This window comes from Kitasatospora sp. NPDC053057 (genome assembly GCF_044546945.1).
GTDB lineage: Bacteria > Actinomycetota > Actinomycetes > Streptomycetales > Streptomycetaceae > Kitasatospora.
Genome location: NZ_JBITZP010000048.1, coordinates 1 through 21,002, shown reverse-complemented (window position 1 = coordinate 21,002; position 21,002 = coordinate 1). Strand labels below are relative to the sequence as shown.

Annotated in this window: 12 protein-coding genes, 2 tRNA genes and 1 pseudogene; 5 read left to right on the top strand and 10 right to left on the bottom strand. The window is 74.7% G+C overall.

Annotated features, from left to right (window positions below):
- Positions 1-196: 196 nt before the first annotated feature.
- The 8 genes from ACIG5E_RS33365 to ACIG5E_RS33330 all read right to left on the bottom strand — a co-directional run bounded on the left by ACIG5E_RS33365 (position 197) and on the right by ACIG5E_RS33330 (position 9,267).
- Positions 197-1,018 carry a hypothetical protein gene (locus ACIG5E_RS33365; RefSeq protein WP_396539926.1) on the bottom strand — a complete coding sequence of 274 codons (822 nt, stop codon included), beginning with the start codon at positions 1,016-1,018 and terminating at the stop codon, positions 197-199.
- Between the two features lie 200 nt (positions 1,019-1,218).
- Positions 1,219-1,292, bottom strand: a tRNA-Met gene (locus ACIG5E_RS33360).
- Between the two features lie 65 nt (positions 1,293-1,357).
- Complete coding sequence (locus ACIG5E_RS33355; RefSeq protein WP_396539924.1) at positions 1,358-2,686, bottom strand: PrsW family intramembrane metalloprotease; 1,329 nt, start codon at positions 2,684-2,686, stop codon at positions 1,358-1,360.
- Between the two features lie 116 nt (positions 2,687-2,802).
- Positions 2,803-3,633, bottom strand: a complete 831-nt coding sequence (gene trmB / locus ACIG5E_RS33350; protein WP_396539922.1) for a tRNA (guanosine(46)-N7)-methyltransferase TrmB — start codon at positions 3,631-3,633, stop codon at positions 2,803-2,805.
- 209 nt (positions 3,634-3,842) lie between these two features.
- Complete coding sequence (lhgO, locus tag ACIG5E_RS33345; protein ID WP_396539920.1) at positions 3,843-5,078, bottom strand: L-2-hydroxyglutarate oxidase; 1,236 nt, start codon at positions 5,076-5,078, stop codon at positions 3,843-3,845.
- Positions 5,079-5,671: 593 nt separating this feature from the next.
- Entirely contained in the window at positions 5,672-7,249 is a 1,578-nt protein-coding gene (locus ACIG5E_RS33340) for a TROVE domain-containing protein (protein ID WP_396539918.1), read from the bottom strand.
- 432 nt (positions 7,250-7,681) lie between these two features.
- Positions 7,682-7,743, bottom strand: a tRNA-Ser gene (locus ACIG5E_RS33335).
- Positions 7,744-7,839: 96 nt separating this feature from the next.
- On the bottom strand, positions 7,840-9,267 hold the full coding sequence (locus ACIG5E_RS33330) for an MFS transporter (protein WP_396539916.1): 1,428 nt from the start codon (positions 9,265-9,267) through the stop codon (positions 7,840-7,842).
- Positions 9,268-9,986: 719 nt separating this feature from the next.
- On the opposite strand from ACIG5E_RS33330, the gene ACIG5E_RS33325 reads away from it, so the two are divergent.
- From ACIG5E_RS33325 to ACIG5E_RS33315, 3 genes are all read left to right on the top strand, one after another.
- A complete protein-coding gene (locus ACIG5E_RS33325) occupies positions 9,987-12,149 on the top strand; it encodes an asparagine synthase-related protein (RefSeq protein ID WP_396539914.1) in 2,163 nt (720 codons plus the stop codon).
- Between the two features lie 121 nt (positions 12,150-12,270).
- On the top strand, positions 12,271-12,792 hold the full coding sequence (locus ACIG5E_RS33320) for a universal stress protein (protein WP_396539912.1): 522 nt from the start codon (positions 12,271-12,273) through the stop codon (positions 12,790-12,792).
- Positions 12,793-12,907: 115 nt separating this feature from the next.
- Positions 12,908-13,612 (top strand): DsbA family oxidoreductase, encoded by a 705-nt coding sequence (locus ACIG5E_RS33315; protein WP_396539910.1) that lies wholly within the window; start codon positions 12,908-12,910, stop codon positions 13,610-13,612.
- Positions 13,613-13,734: 122 nt separating this feature from the next.
- Here ACIG5E_RS33315 and ACIG5E_RS33310 read toward each other — a convergent pair whose 3' ends face one another.
- Positions 13,735-15,993: a sigma-70 family RNA polymerase sigma factor gene (locus ACIG5E_RS33310; protein ID WP_396539908.1), complete on the bottom strand. Its 2,259-nt coding sequence runs from the start codon at positions 15,991-15,993 to the stop codon at positions 13,735-13,737.
- A gap of 447 nt (positions 15,994-16,440) precedes the next feature.
- The gene (locus ACIG5E_RS33305) at positions 16,441-17,313 is read right to left on the bottom strand and encodes a TetR/AcrR family transcriptional regulator (protein ID WP_396539906.1); all 873 of its coding nucleotides are present in this window, start codon (positions 17,311-17,313) and stop codon (positions 16,441-16,443) included.
- Between the two features lie 477 nt (positions 17,314-17,790).
- Here ACIG5E_RS33305 and ACIG5E_RS33300 point away from each other — a divergent pair, with 477 nt between their 5' ends.
- Both ACIG5E_RS33300 and ACIG5E_RS33295 read left to right on the top strand, forming a co-directional pair.
- Positions 17,791-19,239, top strand: coding sequence for an NAD(P)/FAD-dependent oxidoreductase (locus tag ACIG5E_RS33300; RefSeq protein WP_396539904.1), 1,449 nt, complete (start codon positions 17,791-17,793; stop codon positions 19,237-19,239).
- Positions 19,240-19,409: 170 nt separating this feature from the next.
- Positions 19,410-20,711, top strand: a pseudogene (locus ACIG5E_RS33295) (SpoIIE family protein phosphatase); the annotation flags it as partial.
- Between the last annotated feature and the right edge of the window lie 291 nt (positions 20,712-21,002).

Below are 21,002 nucleotides of genomic sequence, written 5' to 3'. Positions count from 1 at the left end.
CCCGCGGACCGGGTGACTGCTGTGGATTTCGCCTGCCGGAGGCCTGGGGCCTCACCCTGCGCAGGCAGGGGCGGCTCTAGCGAGCAGCCACCTCACGCATCCTGATGTTACTCAATTCAGGATCACCTCCCTTCAGTGTGCTGCCACTGTAGGCAGCCTCCTCTGAGGAGGGCAACGGATTTTTCGCGGGCGCCGGTCAGGCGCTCTTCACCGTGTCCTGGAACTTGGTGTAGTCGATCACGTTGTCGGCCGACGGGGTCTGGATGGTCACCGGCTTGTCGAAGTCGGTGAAGTCGATCTGGCCCTGGTCCTTGCCGGTGGTCTTCTCCAGCCGCACCGGGTAGAACGTGCCCTCGGTGGCGATGTGCAGGACCGACTCCTCGCCCTGGTCGTCCTTCTCCTTGAGGCTGAAGGTCTTGACCCCGTTGACGGTGCCGGCGCTGCCCTTGCTGGGGGTGCTCGACCCGTCGTCCAGCATCTGGCTGCTCGCGTCGGTGAGCTTGCAGAAGTCGGTCATGTCCTTCATCTTGGGGTCGTTCTGGAAGCCGGTCAGGTAGCGGTCCTTGAGCTGGGCGAGCACCTTGGGATTCGACCCGCCGAAGGTCTTCCAGAACTGCACGTCCGGCTTCATGAAGTACGCCTTGCCGTCGCTGATCATCTCGAAGGAGCCCATGCCGGGCAGGGCCATGGTGCCCTGGCACTGGCCCTTGCTGTCCATCACCATGTCGATGGTCATGACGCCTTCGTCGGACGTCATCTTGCCGGAGATCCTGAGCGAGGTGGCCGAGGCCAGGGCGTCCTTGGCCTGCTTCTCGATCTCCTGCGCGCTCAGCTTGTCGGTGTCGAGCTTCGCCACGGTCGGGGTCGGGGTCGGCGTGGCGGTCGGAGTCGCGGCAGCGGCGGCGCTGGTCGCGGGCGCGGCGGCCTTGTCCGAGTCCTTGTTGTCACCGCAGGCGGCCGTACCGGCCCCCAGGAGGAGGCAGATCGCGGCGGTACTGGCCAGTCGCTTCGACGGCATCGAGGTCGTTCCTTATCCAGGGCACGGCCCCCCGCCGTCCCCCACTTGGATGAATTTTTTCCTCAGTATGGGGGAGCCGTATGACAGGAGATCTTGGATTCCGCTCCCGTTACCGCTTCGTGGCGGGACCGTGCTCTGTCCGTCCTCGGGAAACGCGAAGGGCCCGGAGGAAGAATCCTCCGGGCCCTTCGGCTACTGAGTAGCGGGGACAGGATTTGAACCTGCGACCTCTGGGTTATGAGCCCAGCGAGCTACCGAGCTGCTCCACCCCGCGTCGGTGAACACAACAATACGTGGAAGTCGCCGAGATGGGAAATCGGTTCTTCGGGCAGGCTGCCGCTACCCCCTTGCGGGCCGCCGTCCGCGTCGCCAGGCGTGCCGGGCGGCGCGGGATCTGGCCCAGAGCGCGAAGCAGACCAGCGCCACGAAGCAGGGCACCATCAGCACCCCGTACACCACCAGGAACCCGTCCGTCCCCAGGTCGGCGGCGGCGTTCCAGGTGCCGTGCAGCACCATCGCCGTCAGCAGCCCGGTCGGGGCGGCCAGCCGGGCCAGCCAGCGCCGCCCGGTGGTCAGGGTGACGGCCAGACCGATCCCGGTGAGTGCGGTGAACAGCGGGTGGGCGAAGGGGGAGAGCAGGGCGCGCAGCACGAAGGTCTGCACGGTGCTGTCGAAGTCGCGCAGGCTGGGCGGGTCGCCCAGCCCGATGCTGTCCAGCCGGTTGCGCTGGTCGGTGGTGAACGCCCGGCCCAGGTAGAGGGCGTTCTCGGTGAAGGCGAAGCCGCAGGCCGTCATCCCGCCGAGCACCACCCCGGCGGCCAGGGTGCGCGGCCGGGAGCGGCGGTGCGGCGTGCCCGGGGAGGGCGGGGCCGGGCACAGGTACGGCAGCGGCCGCAGGTACGGGCGCAGCCGCAGCCGGCCCTGGGCGTGCGGTCCGGCCGGGCGGTGCCGGTGCGGGCCGGTGCGCCGGGGCGCGGGCGACCGCTGCAGCAGCGGCGCGCAGGGGCGCCCGGAGCGGCGGCCGTGGCAGCGCAGCCGCTGGCCGAGCGGCAGGAGCAGCACCAGGAGGGCGGTGGCCTTGGCGCTCTCCTCGATGACCGGGGTGGCGATCCCGGCGCCGAGCAGTCCGCCGAGCGCGCCCCGGTGGGCGGTCAGGTAGTCGGCGGTCCAGTTGTTGGCGAGGATCGCGACCGTGGTGGCGGCGCAGGCGCCCCAGCCGAGGCAGAACACGGTGTGCCGCAGCGGCACCCGGGCGGTCAGGTTGAGCCAGGCCAGGCCGCCCAGCACGAAGGGCAACGGCACCATCGCCAGGCCCAGGCCCACCAGCAGCCCGACCGTGCCGGTCTGCCGCTGGACCAGGTGCAGGATCAGCACCCCGCAGCCGATCAGGATCAGCACGGCGGTCGGGGTGACCGAGGAGAGCGCCATCGAGCGGCTGCGGCCCGGGGGCGCCTCCGGTGGTCCGTCCGGACCGGATGCCGAGGCGGCCGCGGCCGGCGGTGACGCGACGCCGGGCCGGGGCAGCAGCCGGTGGGCCCGGCGCCTGCGGGGTCCCGGGATGGTCCGGGTGTCACCGGTGCGCGGGGCCGTCCCCGGTGCGTCGGCGGCGGTGCGGACGGTCGCCCGCCCCAGCCAGACGCCCGGGCCGCCGCCGGACGGGCTGCCCATGCGGCACAGGGTAGGCCACGGCGACGGCCCGTCGGGAGGACTCGAGACGAACGGTTCGTCCGGGGCCCGACCGGCCGGTCAGCCCGCCGGGGCCCGTTCGAACGGCTGCTGACGGGTCAGCGGCGGCGGAACAGCAGGTCGTGCACCACGTGGCCCTTGGCGATCCCGGCCCGCTCGAACTTGGTGACCGGCCGCCAGCCCGGCCTGGGCGCGTAGCCGGGGATGCTGCCGTCCGGGTGGTCCGCGGGCTCCAGCCAGCCGGTCCCGTCACCCTCGGGGTGCAGGTTCTCCAGCTCCGGGGAGGCGGACAGCACCTCCAGCATCTGCTCCGCGTACGGCTCCCAGTCGGTCGCGCAGTGCACCAGGGCGCCCGGGGCGAGCCGGGGCAGCACCAGGTCGAGGAAGGACGCCTGGACCAGCCGGCGCTTGTGGTGCTTGGGCTTCGGCCACGGATCGGCGAAGTAGACCCGAAGGCCCGCCAGCGAGGCGTCCGGCAGCATGTCGCGCAGCAGGATGACGGCGTCACCGGCGGCCAGCCGGACGTTCTGCGAACCGTCCCGCTCCAGCATGCCGAGCAGGTTGCCGTGGCCGGGGGTGTGCACGTCCGCGGCGAGGATGCCCATCGACGGGTCGGCGGCGGCCATCGCGGCGGTGGTCTCGCCCATGCCGAAGCCGATCTCCAGGGTGACCGGCAGGCCGCCGAACAGCTCTCCCAGATCGAGCGGGGTGCCGTCGATCGGGACGCCGTATTTCTCCCAGCTCCGGTCCAGGGCGCCCGCCTGGGCGTTGGTCATCCGGCCCCGGCGCGGCTGGAAGCTGCGGATGCGCCGCTCCCGGTGCTGTTCCTCGGTGGCCTTGTGCGGGTACATCGGCGCGGGGTAGGCGGCCGGCGCCGCGGACAGCCGGGCGGACGGCGATTGCTGGGGGATCGGGGCGGTGGCAGTCACAATCACCCGAGTCTACGGGGCCGCGCGGGGCACCCGCCGGGGTGTGTGACGGGGCTCATCCGCCCACCTCGCTTCGCTCGGCGGGGGCATTCGCCCACGCGCACCCCTTGATGATTCGCTCGCTCCGCTCGCTCATCCGCCCACCTCGCTTCGCTCGGCGGGGGCATTCGCCCACGCGCACCCCTTGATGATTCGCTCGCTCCGCTCGCTCATCCGCCGGCCTCCAGGGCGGCCAGGGCCCGGCGGGCCACCTCGCGGCCGATCGGCAGCGAGGCCGTGGCGGCGGGGGACGGAGCGTTCAGCACGTGCACCGCACGGCGCGGGGAGCGCGGGTCCTCGGGGTCGAAGCCCGCGAAGGCGAAGTCGTCCAGCAGTGAGCCGTCCCGGGCCACCGCCTGCGCCCGCACCCCGGCGGCGGCCGGCACCAGGTCCGTGGCGGTCACGGCGGGCAGCAGTCGCCGGACGGCGGCCGTGAACGCCCGCTTGGACAGCGAACGGTGCAACTCGCCCACCTCGTACCGCCAGTGCCGCCGGAGGATCCGCCAGGTGCCGGGGAAGGCCAGGGTCTCGGCCAGGTCGCGCGGGCGGACGGTGCGCCGGTCATACCCCTCGCGGGCCAGGGCTGGCACCGCGTTCGGGCCGACGTGGACGTCCCCGTGGATGCCCCGGGTCAGGTGCACCCCGAGGAACGGGAAGGCCGGATCGGGCACCGGGTAGACCAGACCGCGCACCAACTCCCGGCGCTGCTCGACCAGTTCGTAGTACTCGCCGCGGAACGGCACGATCCGCATCCCCGGGTCGTCCCCGGTCAGCCGGGCGATCCGGTCGCTGTGCAGACCGGCGCAGTTCACCAGCACCCGGCAGCGCAGCTCCCCGCCGGCGGTCCCGACCGTCACCCAGTCCCGGCGCCGGGCGAGCGTCCGCACCTCGGTACCGGGCCGCAGCTCGGCACCCGCCTCCCGGGCCAGCCGGGCGTACGCCGTCGCGACGGCCGGGAAGTCGCAGATGCCGGTCGTGCCCACGTGCAGCCCGGCCCGCCCGGCGACCTCCGGCTCGTACCGGGCGATCCCGGCCCGGTCCAGCTCGGTCACCGGGATCCCGTTCGTCCGCCCCCGCTCGGCCAGCCCCGCCAGCCGGGGCAGCTCGGCGTCGTCGGTCGCCACGATCAGCTTGCCGGTGACCTCGTGCGGGATGCCGTGCTCACGGCAGAACTCGACCAGCTCGGCGGCGCCCGCGACGGCGAAACGGGCCTTGTAGGAGCCGGGGCGGTAGTACACGCCGCTGTGGATCACGCCGCTGTTGCGCCCGGTCTGGTGCGCCGCGAAGCCGCTCTCCTTCTCCAGCACCGCCACTCGCAGCCCTGCTGCTGCCTTGGTCAGGGCGTAGGCCGTGGCCAGCCCGACGATCCCGCCGCCGACCACCACGACATCGAACTCGTCCGCCACCCTGTGCTCCTCGTCCGCCGCCCGGCACCTGGTGCCGGCCCGGCGCGGTCCGGCGTCGGGCCTGCGGTGCCGATGCTGCCACGGGTCGGGGTTGCCGGGGTCCGTTTCCCGGTTGCTGCCCGGGCTGCGGTGCCGATGCTGTGGCGGGGTTCGGCTGCCGGTGCTGCTGTGACGGGTGTTCCGCGACGGGCGGCGGGTGCTGCCGCTTTCCGCGCGCACCGGTCGGCCCGTCAAGGCTCCGCTGCGCGGCTGCGCGACCCTCCGCCCGTTCGACGCTCGGTGCGCCGGATTCGGGAGCTGCCCGCCGTCGTCCGGCAGGTGGCATGCCGAGGTGGGCGGCAGTGTTCTGCCGCCCACCTCGGGCGCGGGGCGGAGCCTCCCCCCTGGTGGCTCCGCCCCGGGGCTTCGGCCGGTCCCCCCGGACCGGCCGTTCGTGGTGGCGCCGAGTCCCCCGACTCCGCACCGCCATCACCCCCCGTCCGGCCGTGGCGATCGCTCGCCGAGTCCCCCGACTCCGCGCGCCACCGCCGCCCCCCGTCCGGCCGGGTCGCGGTGCGCCGGGCCCCGACCCCGTGCACCGCCGGCCTTCGCCGCTACGCCTCCCAGGGCCAGCCGGCATCGGACCCCGCCTCCAGGAGGGGGATCAGCCGGAAGGCCGCGTCACTGAGGCCGCCGAAGGTGTGCCGGTTGGCGTCGCCGCTGGGGCCGTGGCCCAGGGCGTAGCCGGCCAGGTTCCAGGTGTAGACGGGCACGCGGGCCGGGACGGCGGCGAGCGGGTCGCTGCCCCGGTAGCCGAAGCCGGTCTGTTCGTCGGTGACGATCACCACCCGGTCGTGGCGCCGGTAGTGGGTGCGGACGGCTTCGGCGGTGTTGGTGCCGCCGAGGTTGGAGAACCGCTCCAGCACCCGCAGCACCGCCTCCCCGCGGCCGACCTTGATCGCCCGGCTGCTGCTGCCGAACTCGACCAGGTCCGCCTCGGCCGCCCGGACCTTCAGCGCGGTGCCGAAGATCGCCGCCGAGTCCGCCCGGTTGAGCTGGGTCTGCGCGCTCGGCCGGTCGAACATCGAGCCGGAGCGGTCGACCAGGATCAGCGTCCGGCCGGGCAGTTCGGGCACGTTGGCGAGCGAGTGGCCGAGCGCCGTCTCCAGCGCGTGCCCCCACCGCAGCGAGGGCGCGTGCCGGTAGGCGGCCAGGTAGCGGAACGGGAACTGGCGCGAGCGCCGTACCTCGCCCTGGTCGGAGATCCGCCCGGCCACCTCGGCCGCGACCTCGTCCGACACCCGGGCCTGGTCGAAGTTGCGCAGGTTCCGGACCAGCGCCATCGGGCCCATCGAGGGGATGACCGCCTCCCAGGCGGCCGCGTCCAGCGGCCCCTGCAGCCAGCCCGCCAGCGCCTCCCAGGTCAGCCCGGCGGCGGCGAGCCGCTTCGCGCCGCCCTCGGCGGTGACGGCCGCCCGGCGCTGCTCGACCGGCAGCGCGAGCAGCTCGCGGTTGGCGGTCAGCATCCGGTCGGCGGCGGGCGGGACGGCCTCCTCCGGCCGGTGCCGGCGGTCCAGCGCGTACGCGAACAGCGGGCCCTGCCAGGGCTTGTCCGGGTCCGGCGTGGGGTGGGTCAACTCCAGGACGTCGCCGAAGCGGTAGCCCTTGCTCGCGGTGTCGTACTTGAGCAGCGAACGGGCGTCGTACAGCCGCCGCACCGCGTCCGCGACGCCGCGCTTGAGCGGCTTGGGCAGCGCCCGGCCGTAGCGCGAGGTCCAGTACGCGAGCAGCTCGCCGGGCTCGTCGGCGCGCCGCAGCACCGCGTCGACGGCCTGCCGGGAGTACCCGTGGGCACGGGCGTCCAGCCGGGCGCGGGTGAACTCGGCGGCGCCGACCAGTGCGGCGGTGCGCATCTGCGCCCCGGACCGCAGCCAGCGCAGCAGCCCGAGGGTCCACTCCGGCTCGGCGACGGCGAGTTCGCGCACCAGCGCGGTGTAGCGGTCGTCGCGGTCACCGCCGCGCTCGTAGAAGGTGTCCTGGCCGACCAGGTTGGCCACGGCCAGCAGGAACAGCTCGGACTTGCGGTCCCGGACGTAACCGGTGCCGCCCTCGTGGGTGAGGCCGCGCCGCCCGGTGGTGGTCACCGGCGAACTCGGACTCGCCTTGGCCTTGCGGATGTTGAACCTGGACATGCTGCAGCCCCCCTCGGCGTGCTTGGTCGTCAACGGGAGGGAGGCATGCCGCGCTGAGGAGTGCCCGAGATCATGCCGGTCGTTGTCCAACGACCGGCCTCGGCGGAGGTATATGCCTTGTGCTCTTCCGAATTGAGCTAGCGGCCGTGCTCGCGCACGGCACGCCCGGGACTTGAACCCGGAACCGCAAGATCCGAAGTAACCCCCGCCTGCGCACCGGGCATTCCGAAGCGCAACTGCCTCCCGAGATCAAAGGTGGCCGCGGTGTTTCGCGGACTTGAACCGCTACGCCGGAAATCCGGCGTCTACCAGAAGTAACCGCTGCCGTCGCACCGGGAGGTGCGGAATTCTATTCACGTTTAGGTGTCCAGAGTTCAAGGACGGCTGAGGTGACGAAGCTGCTCTACCTACTGAGCTACACCGGCATGGAAGTACCGGCGGCGGGACTCGAACCCGCGACCTGCCCATTAAGAGTGGAAGTAACCTCTGCCTGCGCACCTGGACGAGAGAGACCTTAGTCAGGCCCCTCCCGCCGGTGCACCTCATTTATCGTCAGGTGATTCTCCGTCGGCTCCCGCGGCTCCCGCGCATCACGCCGGGGCGACGATCACCGCCCGCGCCCGTTCGGTCAACTCCCGTACCCGGCGTTCACCCTGGAAGGGTTCCAGCCGCCGCAGCATCTCCACCACGTACTCCCGGCTGCGCTGCGAGGAGATCCGGCCGGCCACCTCGACGGCGCGCTCGCCGGCGGCGACCGCGGCGTCCAGGTTGCCCGCTTCGGCCTCGGCCATCGCCGAGACCACCAGTCGCAGGCCGTGCGAGCGGACGTAGCCCTCGGTGGGCTTGGCCAGTGCCTCGCGGGTGAACTGGCGGACCTTGGAGGGCACTCCGAGGTCGCGGAAGCACTCGGCGGCGTCGGCGGCCAGCCGGTCGTAGGCGTAGAAGTCGATCCACGCCGGGTCGGGATCCCCGGCGCGTGCTCGTTCGAGTGCGCTCTCCGCCGCACCGAGCGCCGTCGCGCAAGCCGCCGCGTTGCGCGCCTTGGCCTGGGCGCGTGCCTCCACCAGGTGGAAGAAGCTCATGGTCCGGGCGGTGGCCAGGCTCCGGTTGCGCTCCAGTGCGGCCTGGGCGAGGTCGACGGCCTCCTCGGCGAAGCCCCGGTAGCCGGCCTGCAGGCTCATCGAGGCGAGCACGTACCCGCCGAGCGGCACGTCGGCGGCGGCCCGGGCGAGCCGCAAGGCCTGGATGTAGTAGCGCTGGGCGGCCTCGTGCTGTCCGGTGTCGAAGGCCATCCACCCGGCCAGCCTGGTCAGTTCGGCGGTCGCGCCGAACAGCGCCCGGCCGACCGCGTCGCTGTACGAGGCCAGCAGCAGCGGCGCCGCCTCCACCCGCAGGCACTCCGGCACCATCGACGAACGCCAGTCCCCGCCGCCGTACTTGGAGTCCCAGCGGCGGGCCTCCTGGGCGGCCTCGCGGAGCTTGACGGCGTCCGAGTGGCCGACCCGGTACGAGGAGTTCTCGCTGGGGGAGCGCGGCACCTCGCGGGCCACCGAGCCGTCCGCCGGGTTGATCAGCCAGCGGGAGACGGGCGTTGCGTACGCGGCGACCGAGAAGGTCCCGGCCAGGCTGTCGCTCCAGCGTCCGCCGCCGGGGCCGCGGCGCAGGTCGAGGTCGACCCGGAACAGGTCGGTGGCGGAGCGCACGGCATCGGCGACGTCGCGCGGGAAGGCCAGGCCGAGTTCGGGCGCCGGGTCGGTGTCGCCCAGGCCGATCTCCTCCAGCGGGACGGGCCGGCCGAGCTTGCCGCCGATCGCGGTGGCGATCAGGTGCGGGACGGGCCCCTGCGGCACCATGCCCTTGCTGACCCAGCGGGCCACCGAGGTCTTGTCGTAGCGCAGCGTCAATCCGCGCTGGGCGCCCAGGTCGTTGACCCGGCGGGCCAGGCCGGCGTTGCTGATCTGGGCGAGGGTCAGGAGCGTGCCGAGCCGTTCGTTCGGTCCTCGTGGGCTGACGGTCATGGTGGCGGCGGCACCTCCTGCGGCCTTGTGCGCGGGGCCCGGGCGGCACCGGGCCGTAGCTGCTGTACCTAGAGTAGTCGGACGCGTTCCGACGGTTAAGAGGCCGCATTCCGGATGGCGGGATCGCGCACCCGGCGCTGCCGTGCCGGGCCGTGGCGGCCGTTGGTCCGGACCTCTCGGAGCGGTTCGGCCGCGCCGCGCGCCGGAGCGTCGTGCTCCGGTCCCGTGTTCACGTGCGCCCGGCCGTGCCCCCTGGCCCGACCGGCTGCTCGGCGATTCGCTGGTGGTCGTGGGTCGGCCCGCCGTCGAGGACCCGGCGGGCCGGGGGATGCCGCCGCCTCAATCCCCGCGGGCGGCGGTGAAGTCCGGGAGGGCATGCGGATGCCCTCCCGGGCGGGGCGACGCCTTTCGGCCATCTCGCGATGCCCATGTCAAGGGCGCCGTCCGGGCGGTCCGGGCCAAGGAGGGGGAGGCCCGGCCCGCCCGCATCCGTCCCCGCCGAAGTCCCGCCCGGGGGCTGCCACAGCGCCGGCGAAACAGAACCGGAACCGACGACACCGGCCCCGGCAGCGTCCGGTGGTGGCACGATGTCTCCTGACGGCGCGCCGGAACGAGGGCACGCCCGGACGCGCGTGCGGGCCGCCCCGGCACCCCACCCGGCCGCCCGCCCGGCGCCGGACGCGCCGCGCGAGTGCAGGTCCTCGTCCGGTGGAGGCGCGATGCGGTGGCTGACGGGCTGGAGCACGGGCGCGCCCCGGGCGGGAACGCCGGCGCACGAGGCCCTCGCCACGGTCACGCCGATCGCCGCGCGCCCCCTGTGGACCGGCCCCAACCCGCTCTGGGCCGTGGGCGACTGGCGACCCGAGGAGATCCGCCTGGTCACCCTCCGACCCGGCGCCCCCGCGGCCGTCAGCACCGGCCCGACCACCCCCGACCCGGTCGAGGACACCCCCGCCACCACCCGGCTCGCCGTCCTCGGCCACTGCGGAGCCACCGACGCCGAACTCGCCGCCGGCCTCGCCGCCGCCCGCGGCGGCGCCGTCCGCCACCTGACCGCCTGGCCCGGCAGCTACACCGTCGTACTGCGCACCGGCACCCGCTCCACCCTGCTGCTCACCGACCTCGCCGGCGCCCAACCCGTCTTCCACACCCCCTGGGCCGGCGGCACCGCGTACGCCACCGCCGCCCTCCCGCTCGCCGACCTGGTCGGCGCCGCCCTCGACACCGGCCACCTCGCCGCCCGGCTCGCCTGCCCCGAGTCCCCGGAGGCGCTCGGCACCGGCACCCCGTACCTGGGCGTCCAGCGGGTACCGCCCGGCCACGTGCTCGCCATCCGCGGCGGCCGCCCGTACCTCGACGCCTACGACGAGCCGCCCGGCGCCGAACAGCCGCGCGACGAGGCGCCCGCCATCCGCGAACTCACCCGCGCGCTGCTGGAATCCGTCCGCTCCCGGGTCCGCACCACCGCACCGGCCGCCGCACCGGCCACGGGACCTGCCGGGCGCGCCCGGCTCGGCGTCGACCTCTCGTACGGCACCGCCTCCGCCACCGTCGCCCTGCTCGCCGCCGCCGTACCGCTGCCGCCGGTGCCCACGGCCGTCGGGGCCGCGCCGCTCGCGGTCGGCGCCAGGAGCGCTGCCGGGGCCAGGAGCGGCGCGGTCAAGGGCTCCTGGGCCCGGGGGGCCGCCCAGGAGCCGTCCGCCCCCGAGCAGTTGGCCGCCGTCACGCTCGGCGAGACCGAACCGCCCACCACCCTCGCCCTCGCCCCCGACACCCCGCGGCTGCGGCACACCGTGCTCGACCCCGGCCCCGACACCCTCCCCTACGCCGTCCTGCGCGCCGACCCGCAGTCCGGCCCGCTCACCGACGAGCCCGGCCCCGAACTCGTGGCCGCCGCCCGCGCCGAGGTCCGCTTCGACGCCGGCGGCACCGACCACCTCACCGGCTACGGCGCCCGCCAGGTCCTGGACGGCCACCCGGCCCGGCTCGCCGACCTCATCCGGGCCGGGCGGCCCCGCGAACTCCTGCCCCCGGTCGCCGCCCTGGCCGGCGCCGACCGGGCCGCCGCGGGCGTACTGGCCGGCGCGCTGCGCACCCCGCTCACCGTGGTCCGGGCCGCCCACCGGCTCTCCCGGGTCCGCTACGCCGAGGCGCTGGACGAGGCGGCCGCCAAACTGACCGCCCGGCACGTCCCGGACGGCGCCGGCACGGCGGGCGACCGCTCGGCCGTCGACCTCGCCTGGTGCGTCCCAGGCCCGGCCGCCCGCTGGCTCTCCGACGAGGCGCTCTCCTCGGTGGCCCTCCGGCTACGGCTGGCGGCGCGCAAACCGGCGCCCGAGGAGCACCCCGGCGCGCACCGCGCCCGTCACGCCCTCCACCGGCAGGCGCGCTCCTACCGCACGCTGGTACACGCCGCCGAACGCCCCGGCCAGCGCCTGCACGCACCCTTCCTCGACAACCAGGTGGTCCGCGCCGCCCGGCTGCTCCCCGACGACGTCCGCCTCCAACCCGGCGCCCGGCACGCCCTCCTGCACGCCGTCCTCACCGGCGCCGGCCGCACCGACCTGCCCCCCGACTGGGGCCGCGGCCCCCGCCCCGACCGCACCGCCCCCACCCGGGCCGGCCTGCGCCTCGCCGCCGACGGCCTCGCCGAGCTCTTCGACGCCCCGCTCCTCGCCGAAGCCGGCCTCATCGACCTCCCCGCGGTCCGCGCCGGCCTCGCCCACTCCGCCGACCCCGCCACCCCCCTCTCCCCGGCCGCCCTCGCCGGCCTCGCCGACCTCGTCTCCACCGAACTCTGGCTCCGCCGCCTCCGCGCCCGCCGCCACGGCGCCTGCTGGACCGGCCTCCCCCACCCCCACCCCCCGGCCCTCACCCCCTGACAGCCCGCCGGGCCCCGCCCTGCACCACCCCCGTCCCCTCGTCCGGCGCGGCTGGCCCGGGCGATGGCGCCGGGCGGGTGATGATGGCGGGGCTGTGAGTCCGCGGTGAGGAGAGTGTGCGGTGGCCGGTGTGAGCCCGGGGCGGGAGGTTCCCGTGGTGCTGTCGGTGCTCGGGCGGCCGCCGACGGGGCGGCCGCCCGGGGTGCTGGCCGCGTGTGACGGGTCGGACGGGTCGCTGTGGGCGCTGGACCGGGCGATGACGGAGGCGGAGCTGTTCGGGCTGCCGCTGTACGTGCTGGCCGTCGTGAACCCGGCGCCGGCCGGCTACCCGCCGGGAATGGCGGAGCTGGTGCAGGAGAGCGTGGAGACGCTGGTCGAGAGCATGGCGGACGGGCTGCGCCGGGCGGTGGCGACCGTGCTGCGGCAACGGGTCCGGCCGTACGCGGGGGAGATGTCGCTGCACGTGGTGCTGGGCAACGTGATCGAGGTGCTGCTGGAGGCGTCGACCCGGCAGCACACGCTGGTGCTCGGCACCCGGGGCAACGGGGGCTTCGCCCGGCTGCTGCTGGGTTCGGTGAGCTCGGCGGCGGTGCACCACGCGGCCTGCCCGGTCCTGGTGGTGCCGGCGCCCGCGGAGGGCTGACCCGGCGGGGGCCGGGCGGTCGGGCGGTGTCGGGCTGTGTCGGGAATGTACCGAGATGGTTCATCGTTCATCCATCCCGTACATCCGCACGAGACGCCCCCTGGAGCCCCCCGACATGAAGGTCGAGATCTGGTCCGACATCGCCTGCCCCTGGTGCTACATCGGTAAGCGCCGCTTCGAGCAGGCCCTGGCGGACTTCCCCGGCAAGGAGGACGTCGAGGTCGTCTACCGCCCGTACCAGCTGGTCCCGGACGCGCCCGCGACGGCGAGCCCGCACCGCGCCTGGCTGGCCGAGCGCTACGGCCCGCAGTCGGTCGCGATGGACGCGCGGGTGGCCGAGCTGGGCCTCGCCGAGGGCATCACGTACGACTTCGACGCCGCCCTGCACGCCAACACCTTCCTGGGCCACCGCCTGCTGCACCTCGCCGAGGCCGAGTACGGCGCGAAGGTGCAGGGCCGGCTCAAGGAGGCGCTGCTGAAAGCGCACTTCACCGACGGCGTGGACGTCGGCGACCGCGCCGCGCTGGCCGACGTCGCCGTGGCGGCGGGCCTGGACCGCGAGCGGGTGACGGCCTACCTGGCGGGCGACGAGGGCACCGCCGAGGTCCGCGCCCAGCTGGCCGAGGCCCGTGAGCTGGGCATCAGCGCCGTGCCGACCTTCGTGTTCGAGGGCAAGTGGGCGGTCCAGGGCGGCCAGGAGGCCGCGACCTTCCGCAAGGTGCTGGAGCAGGTCGCCGCCGAGATCGGCGAGCGCCGCCCGGCCCCGGTGCCGGTCGCCCCGGCCGGGGAGGCCTGCGCGGACGGCTCCTGCGCCATCTGAGCAGGAGAGCAGGAGAGCGCGAGAGCACGAGGGCACGAGAGCACGAGAGCAGAGCAGGCCCGAGGCCCGTTCCAGGAGCTGTCAGCAGCCCCCGGGACGGGCCTCGGTCCATGTCCGGACCTCTACGAGCACCTGAACCGGGCCTGCGCCCAGTCCGCGATGTTCAGCGCCGACCAGATCCCGTGCACCGGTGTGACCACCAGCCGGATCGACTTCTGCCCGGCCAGCGGCACGTGCAGCGGCACTGCGTCGTCCCCGGCGCCGAGGGCCCGGGAGCGCCACAGGGTGCTGCCGTCGCCGCCCTGGACGGTGAAGACGACCCCGCCGGGGCTGAGCGTGGCGTCGTCGACCCCGGCGACCGCGTCGAAGGACGTGCAGCTGCGGTTGAGGTCGATCAGCGTGGTGGCCGGCGCGTGCACCGTGATCGCGTGCGGGCGGTACTCGCCGCCGATCCAGCCGCCGTCGCGCTGCCAGAACCTGTAGCTGCCCTTCTGCCGGATGCTCGGACCCTCCGGCGGCACCCGGTGGTTGCCGGGCTTGACCACGGGCAGGGAGTCGCCCCAGAAGTCGGTGGGCGCGGGCGGGGTCGGCGGGGCGATGGTCGGCTCCGGCACCGGCGGAATGGTGGGCGTCGGGACGACTGGCACCTCAGGCACCTCAGGCACCTCCGGCGTCGGCAGCGGCGGGAGGGTCGGGGTCGGGACGACCGGTGCCTCGATGGTCGGCCCGGGGGTCGGTTCGTGCCGCGGGGCCTGGGTGGCCACCGGGGCCTGGGTCTGCTTCGGGCTCGGCTTCGGACTGGGGCTCGCACTCGGACTGGCCGTGGGCTGTTCCGGGACCGGGGCCGGGGCGGGGGCCGCGCTGCTGGGTGCCGGGGCGGGCGGAGCGGGCGCGGGCGCCACCGGGGCGGGCGAGGCCGGTGCGGAGGGGGCCGGTGCGGAGGTGGCCGGGGGAGCGGCCACGGGGGGCTTCGGCTCGGGCGAGCCGGTCAGCGCGTACGCGGCCACCGCGGCGGCCGCCATCGCGACGGCGGCGGCGATCCCGGCCTTGGCGGCGGTGCCCAGGCCCTCGCCGGCCGCGGCAGCGGCCGCGCTCCCGCCGGAAGCACCGGAAGCACCGGAAGCACCCGCGGCACCGGCCGCACCCGAAGCGCCCGCGGCCCCCGCCGCCGTGCCCGAGGACCCGGCCGCGGCCGCCGCCGTTCCCGCCGCGGCCGCACCGCCGACCGCGGCGACACCGCCCACGGCGGCCGCGGCGGCGCTGAACCCGCCGACCCCGACCCAGACCAGCACACCGCCGGGCAGCAGCGCGCGTAGACCGGTGTTGATCTCGGTGAGTTCGAGGCAGGCCGCCGTGCAGCGGTCGCACTCCTTGAGGTGCCGGCCGACCTCCGCCGAGGCCCGCTTGCGCAGTGAGCCGCGCGCGTACGCCCCGAGCCGGTTGGCGTACACCTCGCAGGTGCTCTCCTGGCTGCCGGAGACGTGCGCCTGGAGGAAGCCGGCGGCCAGCCGGTCGCGAGCCCGATGGGCCTGGACGGCGGTGGCGTTGGCGGTCTTGCCGAGCATCACGGCGACGGTCTTCGGGGACTCCCGTTCGACCTCGGTGTGCCAGAGCACCACCCGGTCGTCCTCGGGGAGTTCGGCGTAGGCCTGCATGACCATCCGCTGATCGGCCATCGCCATGGCCCAGGCGTCGGCGCCCGGGTCGGCCAGGTCGAAGTCGACCACGGCGGCCGAGCTCTGGGCGAACACGCCGAAGTCGTCGACGAGTTGTTCGCGCCGCTCGCTGCGGGTCCAGGCGGCGGCGACGTTGCGCACGGCGGTCAGCAGGTAGGCGCGGACGGCGAACTCCGGTCCCTTGCCCGCCTTGAGCGCCTGGAGGGTGCGGGCGAAGACCTCACCCGCGAGGTCCTCGGCGGTGAAGCTGTCCCGGCAGCAGGTGCGGGCGTAGCGGCGCACCGAGTCGACGTGCCGGAGGTAGATCTCCTCGTACGCGGTGTCGTCGCCGGCCCGGACCCGGGCGGTCAACTCGGCGTCGGAGGGCGGGCGCTCGCCGTCCACCGGGTCGGCGGGGGCGGGCACGGTCGGGCGGGCCGGGCGGCCGTCGCCGACGAACGCCTCGGGGGCGACGCCGCCCCGGCCCGCCGGGGCCTGGCCGGGCACCCGACCGGGCGGCAGCGCGGCGGCGGAGGCGGACAGCGACTCGCGGCTGGGCCATCCGCCCTGGTCCGGGACGTGCCCGGCGCCCGAACCGGCCGTGGCGCCCGGTACTTGGGCGGCGTCGGTACCGCCGGGGCCCGCGGCGGACCCTTCGGCCGTACTACCGGAGAGCCCCCCGAAGTCGAGGCCGTACCCGTAGTCGTTCTGTTCCTCGGCGCTCACAACGGACCCCAGATTCCACGACAGCCCCCGTAGTGTGGCAGGGCGCGCGGGAGTGCGTAGGCGCACGGTTCCCCGGCGTACGGCGCCGACGGCGCGCGAAGGGCGCGCATCGGGACATTGGCTCCAACCACGGGCAAAGGATGGCATAGCGCAGGGACGGGCGGTAGCCGGACCGGCCGGTACCCACTCTTCCGAGGGGCCGTCGCGGATGTGTTCGCCCAGCGTGCGGCGAGGGGTCGTGCGACGCCCGCCCCCGGCGCGCGTGCCCTGTGCGCGCGCCGGTGTCTCACCCAACTCCCTTGCCCGTCCAGCGCGTCGACCGTACCTGTCCGACGCGTCGCCCGCAGCCGGTCGGGCACCCTGTGCGGCACCACGACCAGCACCCTGTCCGGCACCCCGACCGCAAAGGCCGGGGGCCGCCGCCGGATCAGCGCGCCCGGTGACGACTCAGCGCGCCCGCAGACCGTCCAGCAGGATCTGCAGCAGCCGGTCCGACGGCCCCGCGGCCGGTTGACCGTCCGTCTGCGGACCAATCGCCGTGAAACCGGCGGCCGTCGGCGCCGAGACCGAGGGCCGCGCCGCGTGCACCGGCACCGACGCGGTCAGCACCAGCACCACGTCCGACACCGTGACGCCCGGCCGCAACTCGCCCGCCGCACCCGCACGCGCCACCAGGGCGGCCAACAGCTGCAGCAGCAGCCGCGGATCGGCGTCCGCCGACGAGGGCTCGGCCGCCGCCCCGGACCGCGCCTCCTCGCCGCGCAGGTCGAAGCGGACGGTCGCCGGCGGTTCCGGCGTCCGCTGCTCGGGCACCCGGCCCAGCTCCTCCGCGTACCGGAACGCCTCCGGCGGCAGCAGCCGCCCGGCCCCGGTGCCCACGGCCCGGGCCAGGTACCCGGCCAGCGCATCCCAGGCGCCGTCGCCGCCGTACAGCGACTCCCGCGCCTGCGCGGTCAGCCAGGCCACCTCCTCGGCGGCGATCCGCTGGACCAGCACCTCCTTGCTCGGGAAGCGCCGGTAGACCGTGCCGACCCCGACCCCGGCCCGGCGCGCGACCTCCTCCATCGGAGCGCCGTAGCCGAACTCGCCGAACACCTCCCGGGCGGCCCGCAGCACGCTCTCGAGGTTCCGCCGGGCGTCCACCCGTAACCGGGCCCCGGGTACCGGCGCGGTGGTCTGCGGGGGCTCCGCCCGGTACGGGACGGCCGCGTACGCCTTCCCGCCCTGCGGCAGGTCCACCGGGCCGCGCTGCTCCGGCACCATGCCCTGTCCGGCGTGCGGTGCACCCGCCCGCCCCAACACCTGCTTCTGTTCCATCATCCCAACTCTCCCCCGCAGGCGTCCGAAACCGGACCCTGTCGTCGCCCGCCCCTGCACCCCCCGGTGCAGCTCAGCCCGTCAGAAATGACCAGATGACCCATCGCTAGTGCCGCCCGTCCCGTTCCGGTGACCACGGTCGTGCCGCCGGACCGCCTTGACGTCCGGCTCAGCGCGTCGGCACCGCCCGGGGCCTCGTCCGGGAACTACCCTTCCCCGGATGACGGTCCCCCAGTCGGGTTCTCACGCCAACGCTGGAACTGGCCGTAGTGGCCGCTCCACGGTGCGTCGCCGCCGGTTGTCATGGCGATGGCCGCTCCGGCACACAATCCGACCATAGTTCACGGCTCTTCGCGGCCGAAAGTGCGTCAGAAAGTCGCCCAGCAAGCACAACTGGCCACGGCCGTCACTTCCGTCGCAACCAGCCCCGTACGGACTGTGGACAAGACCACCTCCGCCGGTCCTTCATAGGGGGGCGTGATGGGGGGACACCCTCCCGGCCGCGAGGCCGGGACGAAACGTCACATCGGCAGGAGGTGCACCATCAGGATCCTGATCGCCGGCGGCGGCTGCGCCGGGATGGCCACCGCGCTCCACCTCCAGCGTGGCCTGCGGGAGCGGTTGCGGCGCGGTGAGGTGGAGATCACCGTCGTCGAACCCCACGCCTACTCCACCTACCACCCGCTGCTGGCCGAGGTCGCGGCCGGCTCGATCGACCCGCGGCACGTGGTCGTCCCGCTGCGCCGGGCCCTGCCGCACTGCCGGGTGCTCACCGCCCGGATCACCCGGATCGAACACGCCGCCCGCCGCGCCCTGGCCGACGCCGCGGGCCCCGGCGAGACCCCGATGCCGCTCAAACTCCCTTACGACGTCCTGGTGGTGGCCCCCGGATCGGTCTCCCGGACCGCCCCGGTGCCCGGCCTGGCCGAGCACGGGCTCGGTTTCTCCACCGTCGGCGACGCGGTGCACCTGCGCAACCACGTGCTGGAACAGCTCGACCTCGCCTCCGCCACCCGCGATCCCGCCCTGCGGCAGTCCGCGCTCACCTTCGTCTTCGTCGGCGCCGGCTACGCGGGCGTCGGTGCGCTCGCCGAACTGGAGGACATGGCCCGCACCGCCGTACGGGGCCACCACAACGTCCGCGCCGAGGACCTGCGCTGGGTGCTGGTCGAGGCGACCGACCGGATCCTCGCCGAGGAGTCGCCCGAACTCGCCGAGCACACCCTCGGCCAGCTGCGCGAACGCGGCGTCGACATCCGGCTGCGCACCACCCTGGAGTCCGCCGTCGGCGGGGTCGCCGCGCTCTCCGACGGCAGCCGCTTCGGCGCCCGCACCCTGGTCTGGACGGCGGGCATCCGGCCTTCCCCGATGCTGCGCGACACCGATCTGCCACTGGACGCCCTCGGCCGCATCCGCTGCCTGGCCACCCTGCAGGCCGTCGGGCCGGACGGACGCGCCCTGCCCGGCGTCTGGGCGGCGGGCGACGGCGCCGCCGTCCCCGATCCGAACGCGGACGGCGCCCCCTGCGCGCCCAACGCCCAGCACGCCTTCGCCCAGGCCGGGCTGCTGGCCCGCAACATCGCGCTGGCCCTGGACGGCGGACCGCACGCGCCGGGGCTGGTCGCGTACCGGCCCGGCCCGGCCGTCTGCTCGACCTCGCTGGGCCTGCACCGGGCCGTCGCCCACACCCGGCGCGGCGGTCGGCTCACCGGACGGCGGGCGTGGTGGCTGCACCGGGCGCGGCACCTGCGGCGGCTGCCGAGCGCGGAGCGCCGGGTGCGGGTGTTGATGGACTGGGCGCTGGGCGGGGTGTTCTCCCGCGAGGTGGTCTCACTGGGGGCGATAGAGCACCCGCGTTCGGCCTTCGAGGGCGGTTTCGATTCCGGCACGGGCCGACCGTCCGGGGCCGGGCCGGAAGCTCCCCGATGAACGCGCCCATCGCCCGGGGTCGACGGCCGATCCGACGGCCACGCCGGGCGTGCGACTTCCGGAACCGGCCCTCCGCCTGACAGGATCAGCCCGAACTGGTCATTACCCCGTGTGCTGATGTGCGCACAAAAAGTGATGATATGCCTGGAAAACGAGGAAGCGGCCGTCGTTTGAACCTCATGCGCTGGAGCGCCCGGCTCACCGGAGTCCCCTGGCGTGCCGCCCCACCCAACGGGGCCGGCACCGACGAGGGCACGCCCTCCACCGACGGCGTCGTCGTGCCCGGCCCCCGCGACCCGATCAGCGCCGCCACCGCCGCCGAACTCCTCGACCCGCACAAACCCCAGAACCTGCGCGAGGTCCTCAACCGGATCCCCGCCCCGGTCGCGGTCACCTACGGCCCGCTCCACCAGCTCGGCTACGCCAACCGGGCCTACCGCGAACTCTTCGGCGACCGCCCCACCGGCCTGCCCGCGGGTGAGGCCCTCCCCGAGCTCGGCACCATGGGCGTCCTGCCCCTGATGGACCAGGTCATCCGCGGCGGCCGCCCCCGCAGCGTCAAGGCCCGCTGCATCCTCGGCCTCACCGGCAACCGCTACTACAACGTCTCCTGCGTCCCGCTCGGCACCGGCGACACCGGCGACACCCCCATCGTGGGCCCGCCCGCCGGAGTGCTGATCTTCGCCGCCGAGGTCACCGACCAGGTCCTCGCCGCCGCCCGGCTGCGCGAAGCCGAACGCCGCCAGCGCGAGGCCGCCGTCACTCTCCAGCGCAGCCTGCTCCCGCAGAAGCTCGACCAGCCCGCCGGCCTGCGGGTCGCCGCCACCTACCAGCCGGGCGGCGCCGAGGCCGCGGTCGGCGGGGACTGGTACGACGTCATCGCCATCGCCGGCGGGCGCACCGCACTCGTCATCGGCGACGTCATGGGCCGGGGCCTGCGAGCGGCCGCCGTGATGGGCCAGCTGCGCACCGCCGTGCGCGCCTACGCCCGCCTCGACCTGCCCCCGCACGAGGTGATGTGCCTGCTCGACGGCCTCGCCATGGAGATCGACGCCAACCAGATCGCCACCTGCACCTATGCCGTCTGGGATCCGCAGCGCCGCACCCTCTCCTACGCCTCGGCCGGCCACCTCCCCATGCTGCTGCGCTGCCCCGACGGAACCATCCTGCGCAGCGAGGAGCAGAACGGCCCCCCGCTCGGCACCGGCGGTGGCCTGCACGTCTCCCACATCCTGCGCCTGCTCCCCGGCACGACCGGCGTCCTCTATACGGACGGCCTGGTCGAGCGCCGCGACGAGGACATCGACCAGGGACTCGACCTGCTGGCCCGCACCCTCACCGGCGCGATCGGCGCTCCCGAGGTGATCTGCGCCCGGCTGCTGCGGGCGATGGGCGTGACCTCGGAACACGACGACGACGTCGCCGTCCTGGCCTTCCAGCTGCCGGCGGAGGAGGGCGCCGAAAATTCGCTTGCGGCGCTTGACTCGGCCACCCCAGAGGTCTAATGTTCTTCGAGTTGCCTGGCAGGGAGCACCGGACACGCATCAGCGCGGACGGCCCCGGGGCAGCCAATCCCTTGAAACACCACTCCGGTCCGTACCGGTCGTTTCGCTTTTCGCGTCGCGGCTCGGTGCTTATTCGGCGTGCTCGTTTTATCGGATTGCGACCGGATTCGCTTTTCGGAGCGGGGATCGGCTAGAGTTTGAAACGTCGGACGGGGCGTCAAGCCGCAGAAGACAGCAGCGAGTTGGATGACGAAGCCC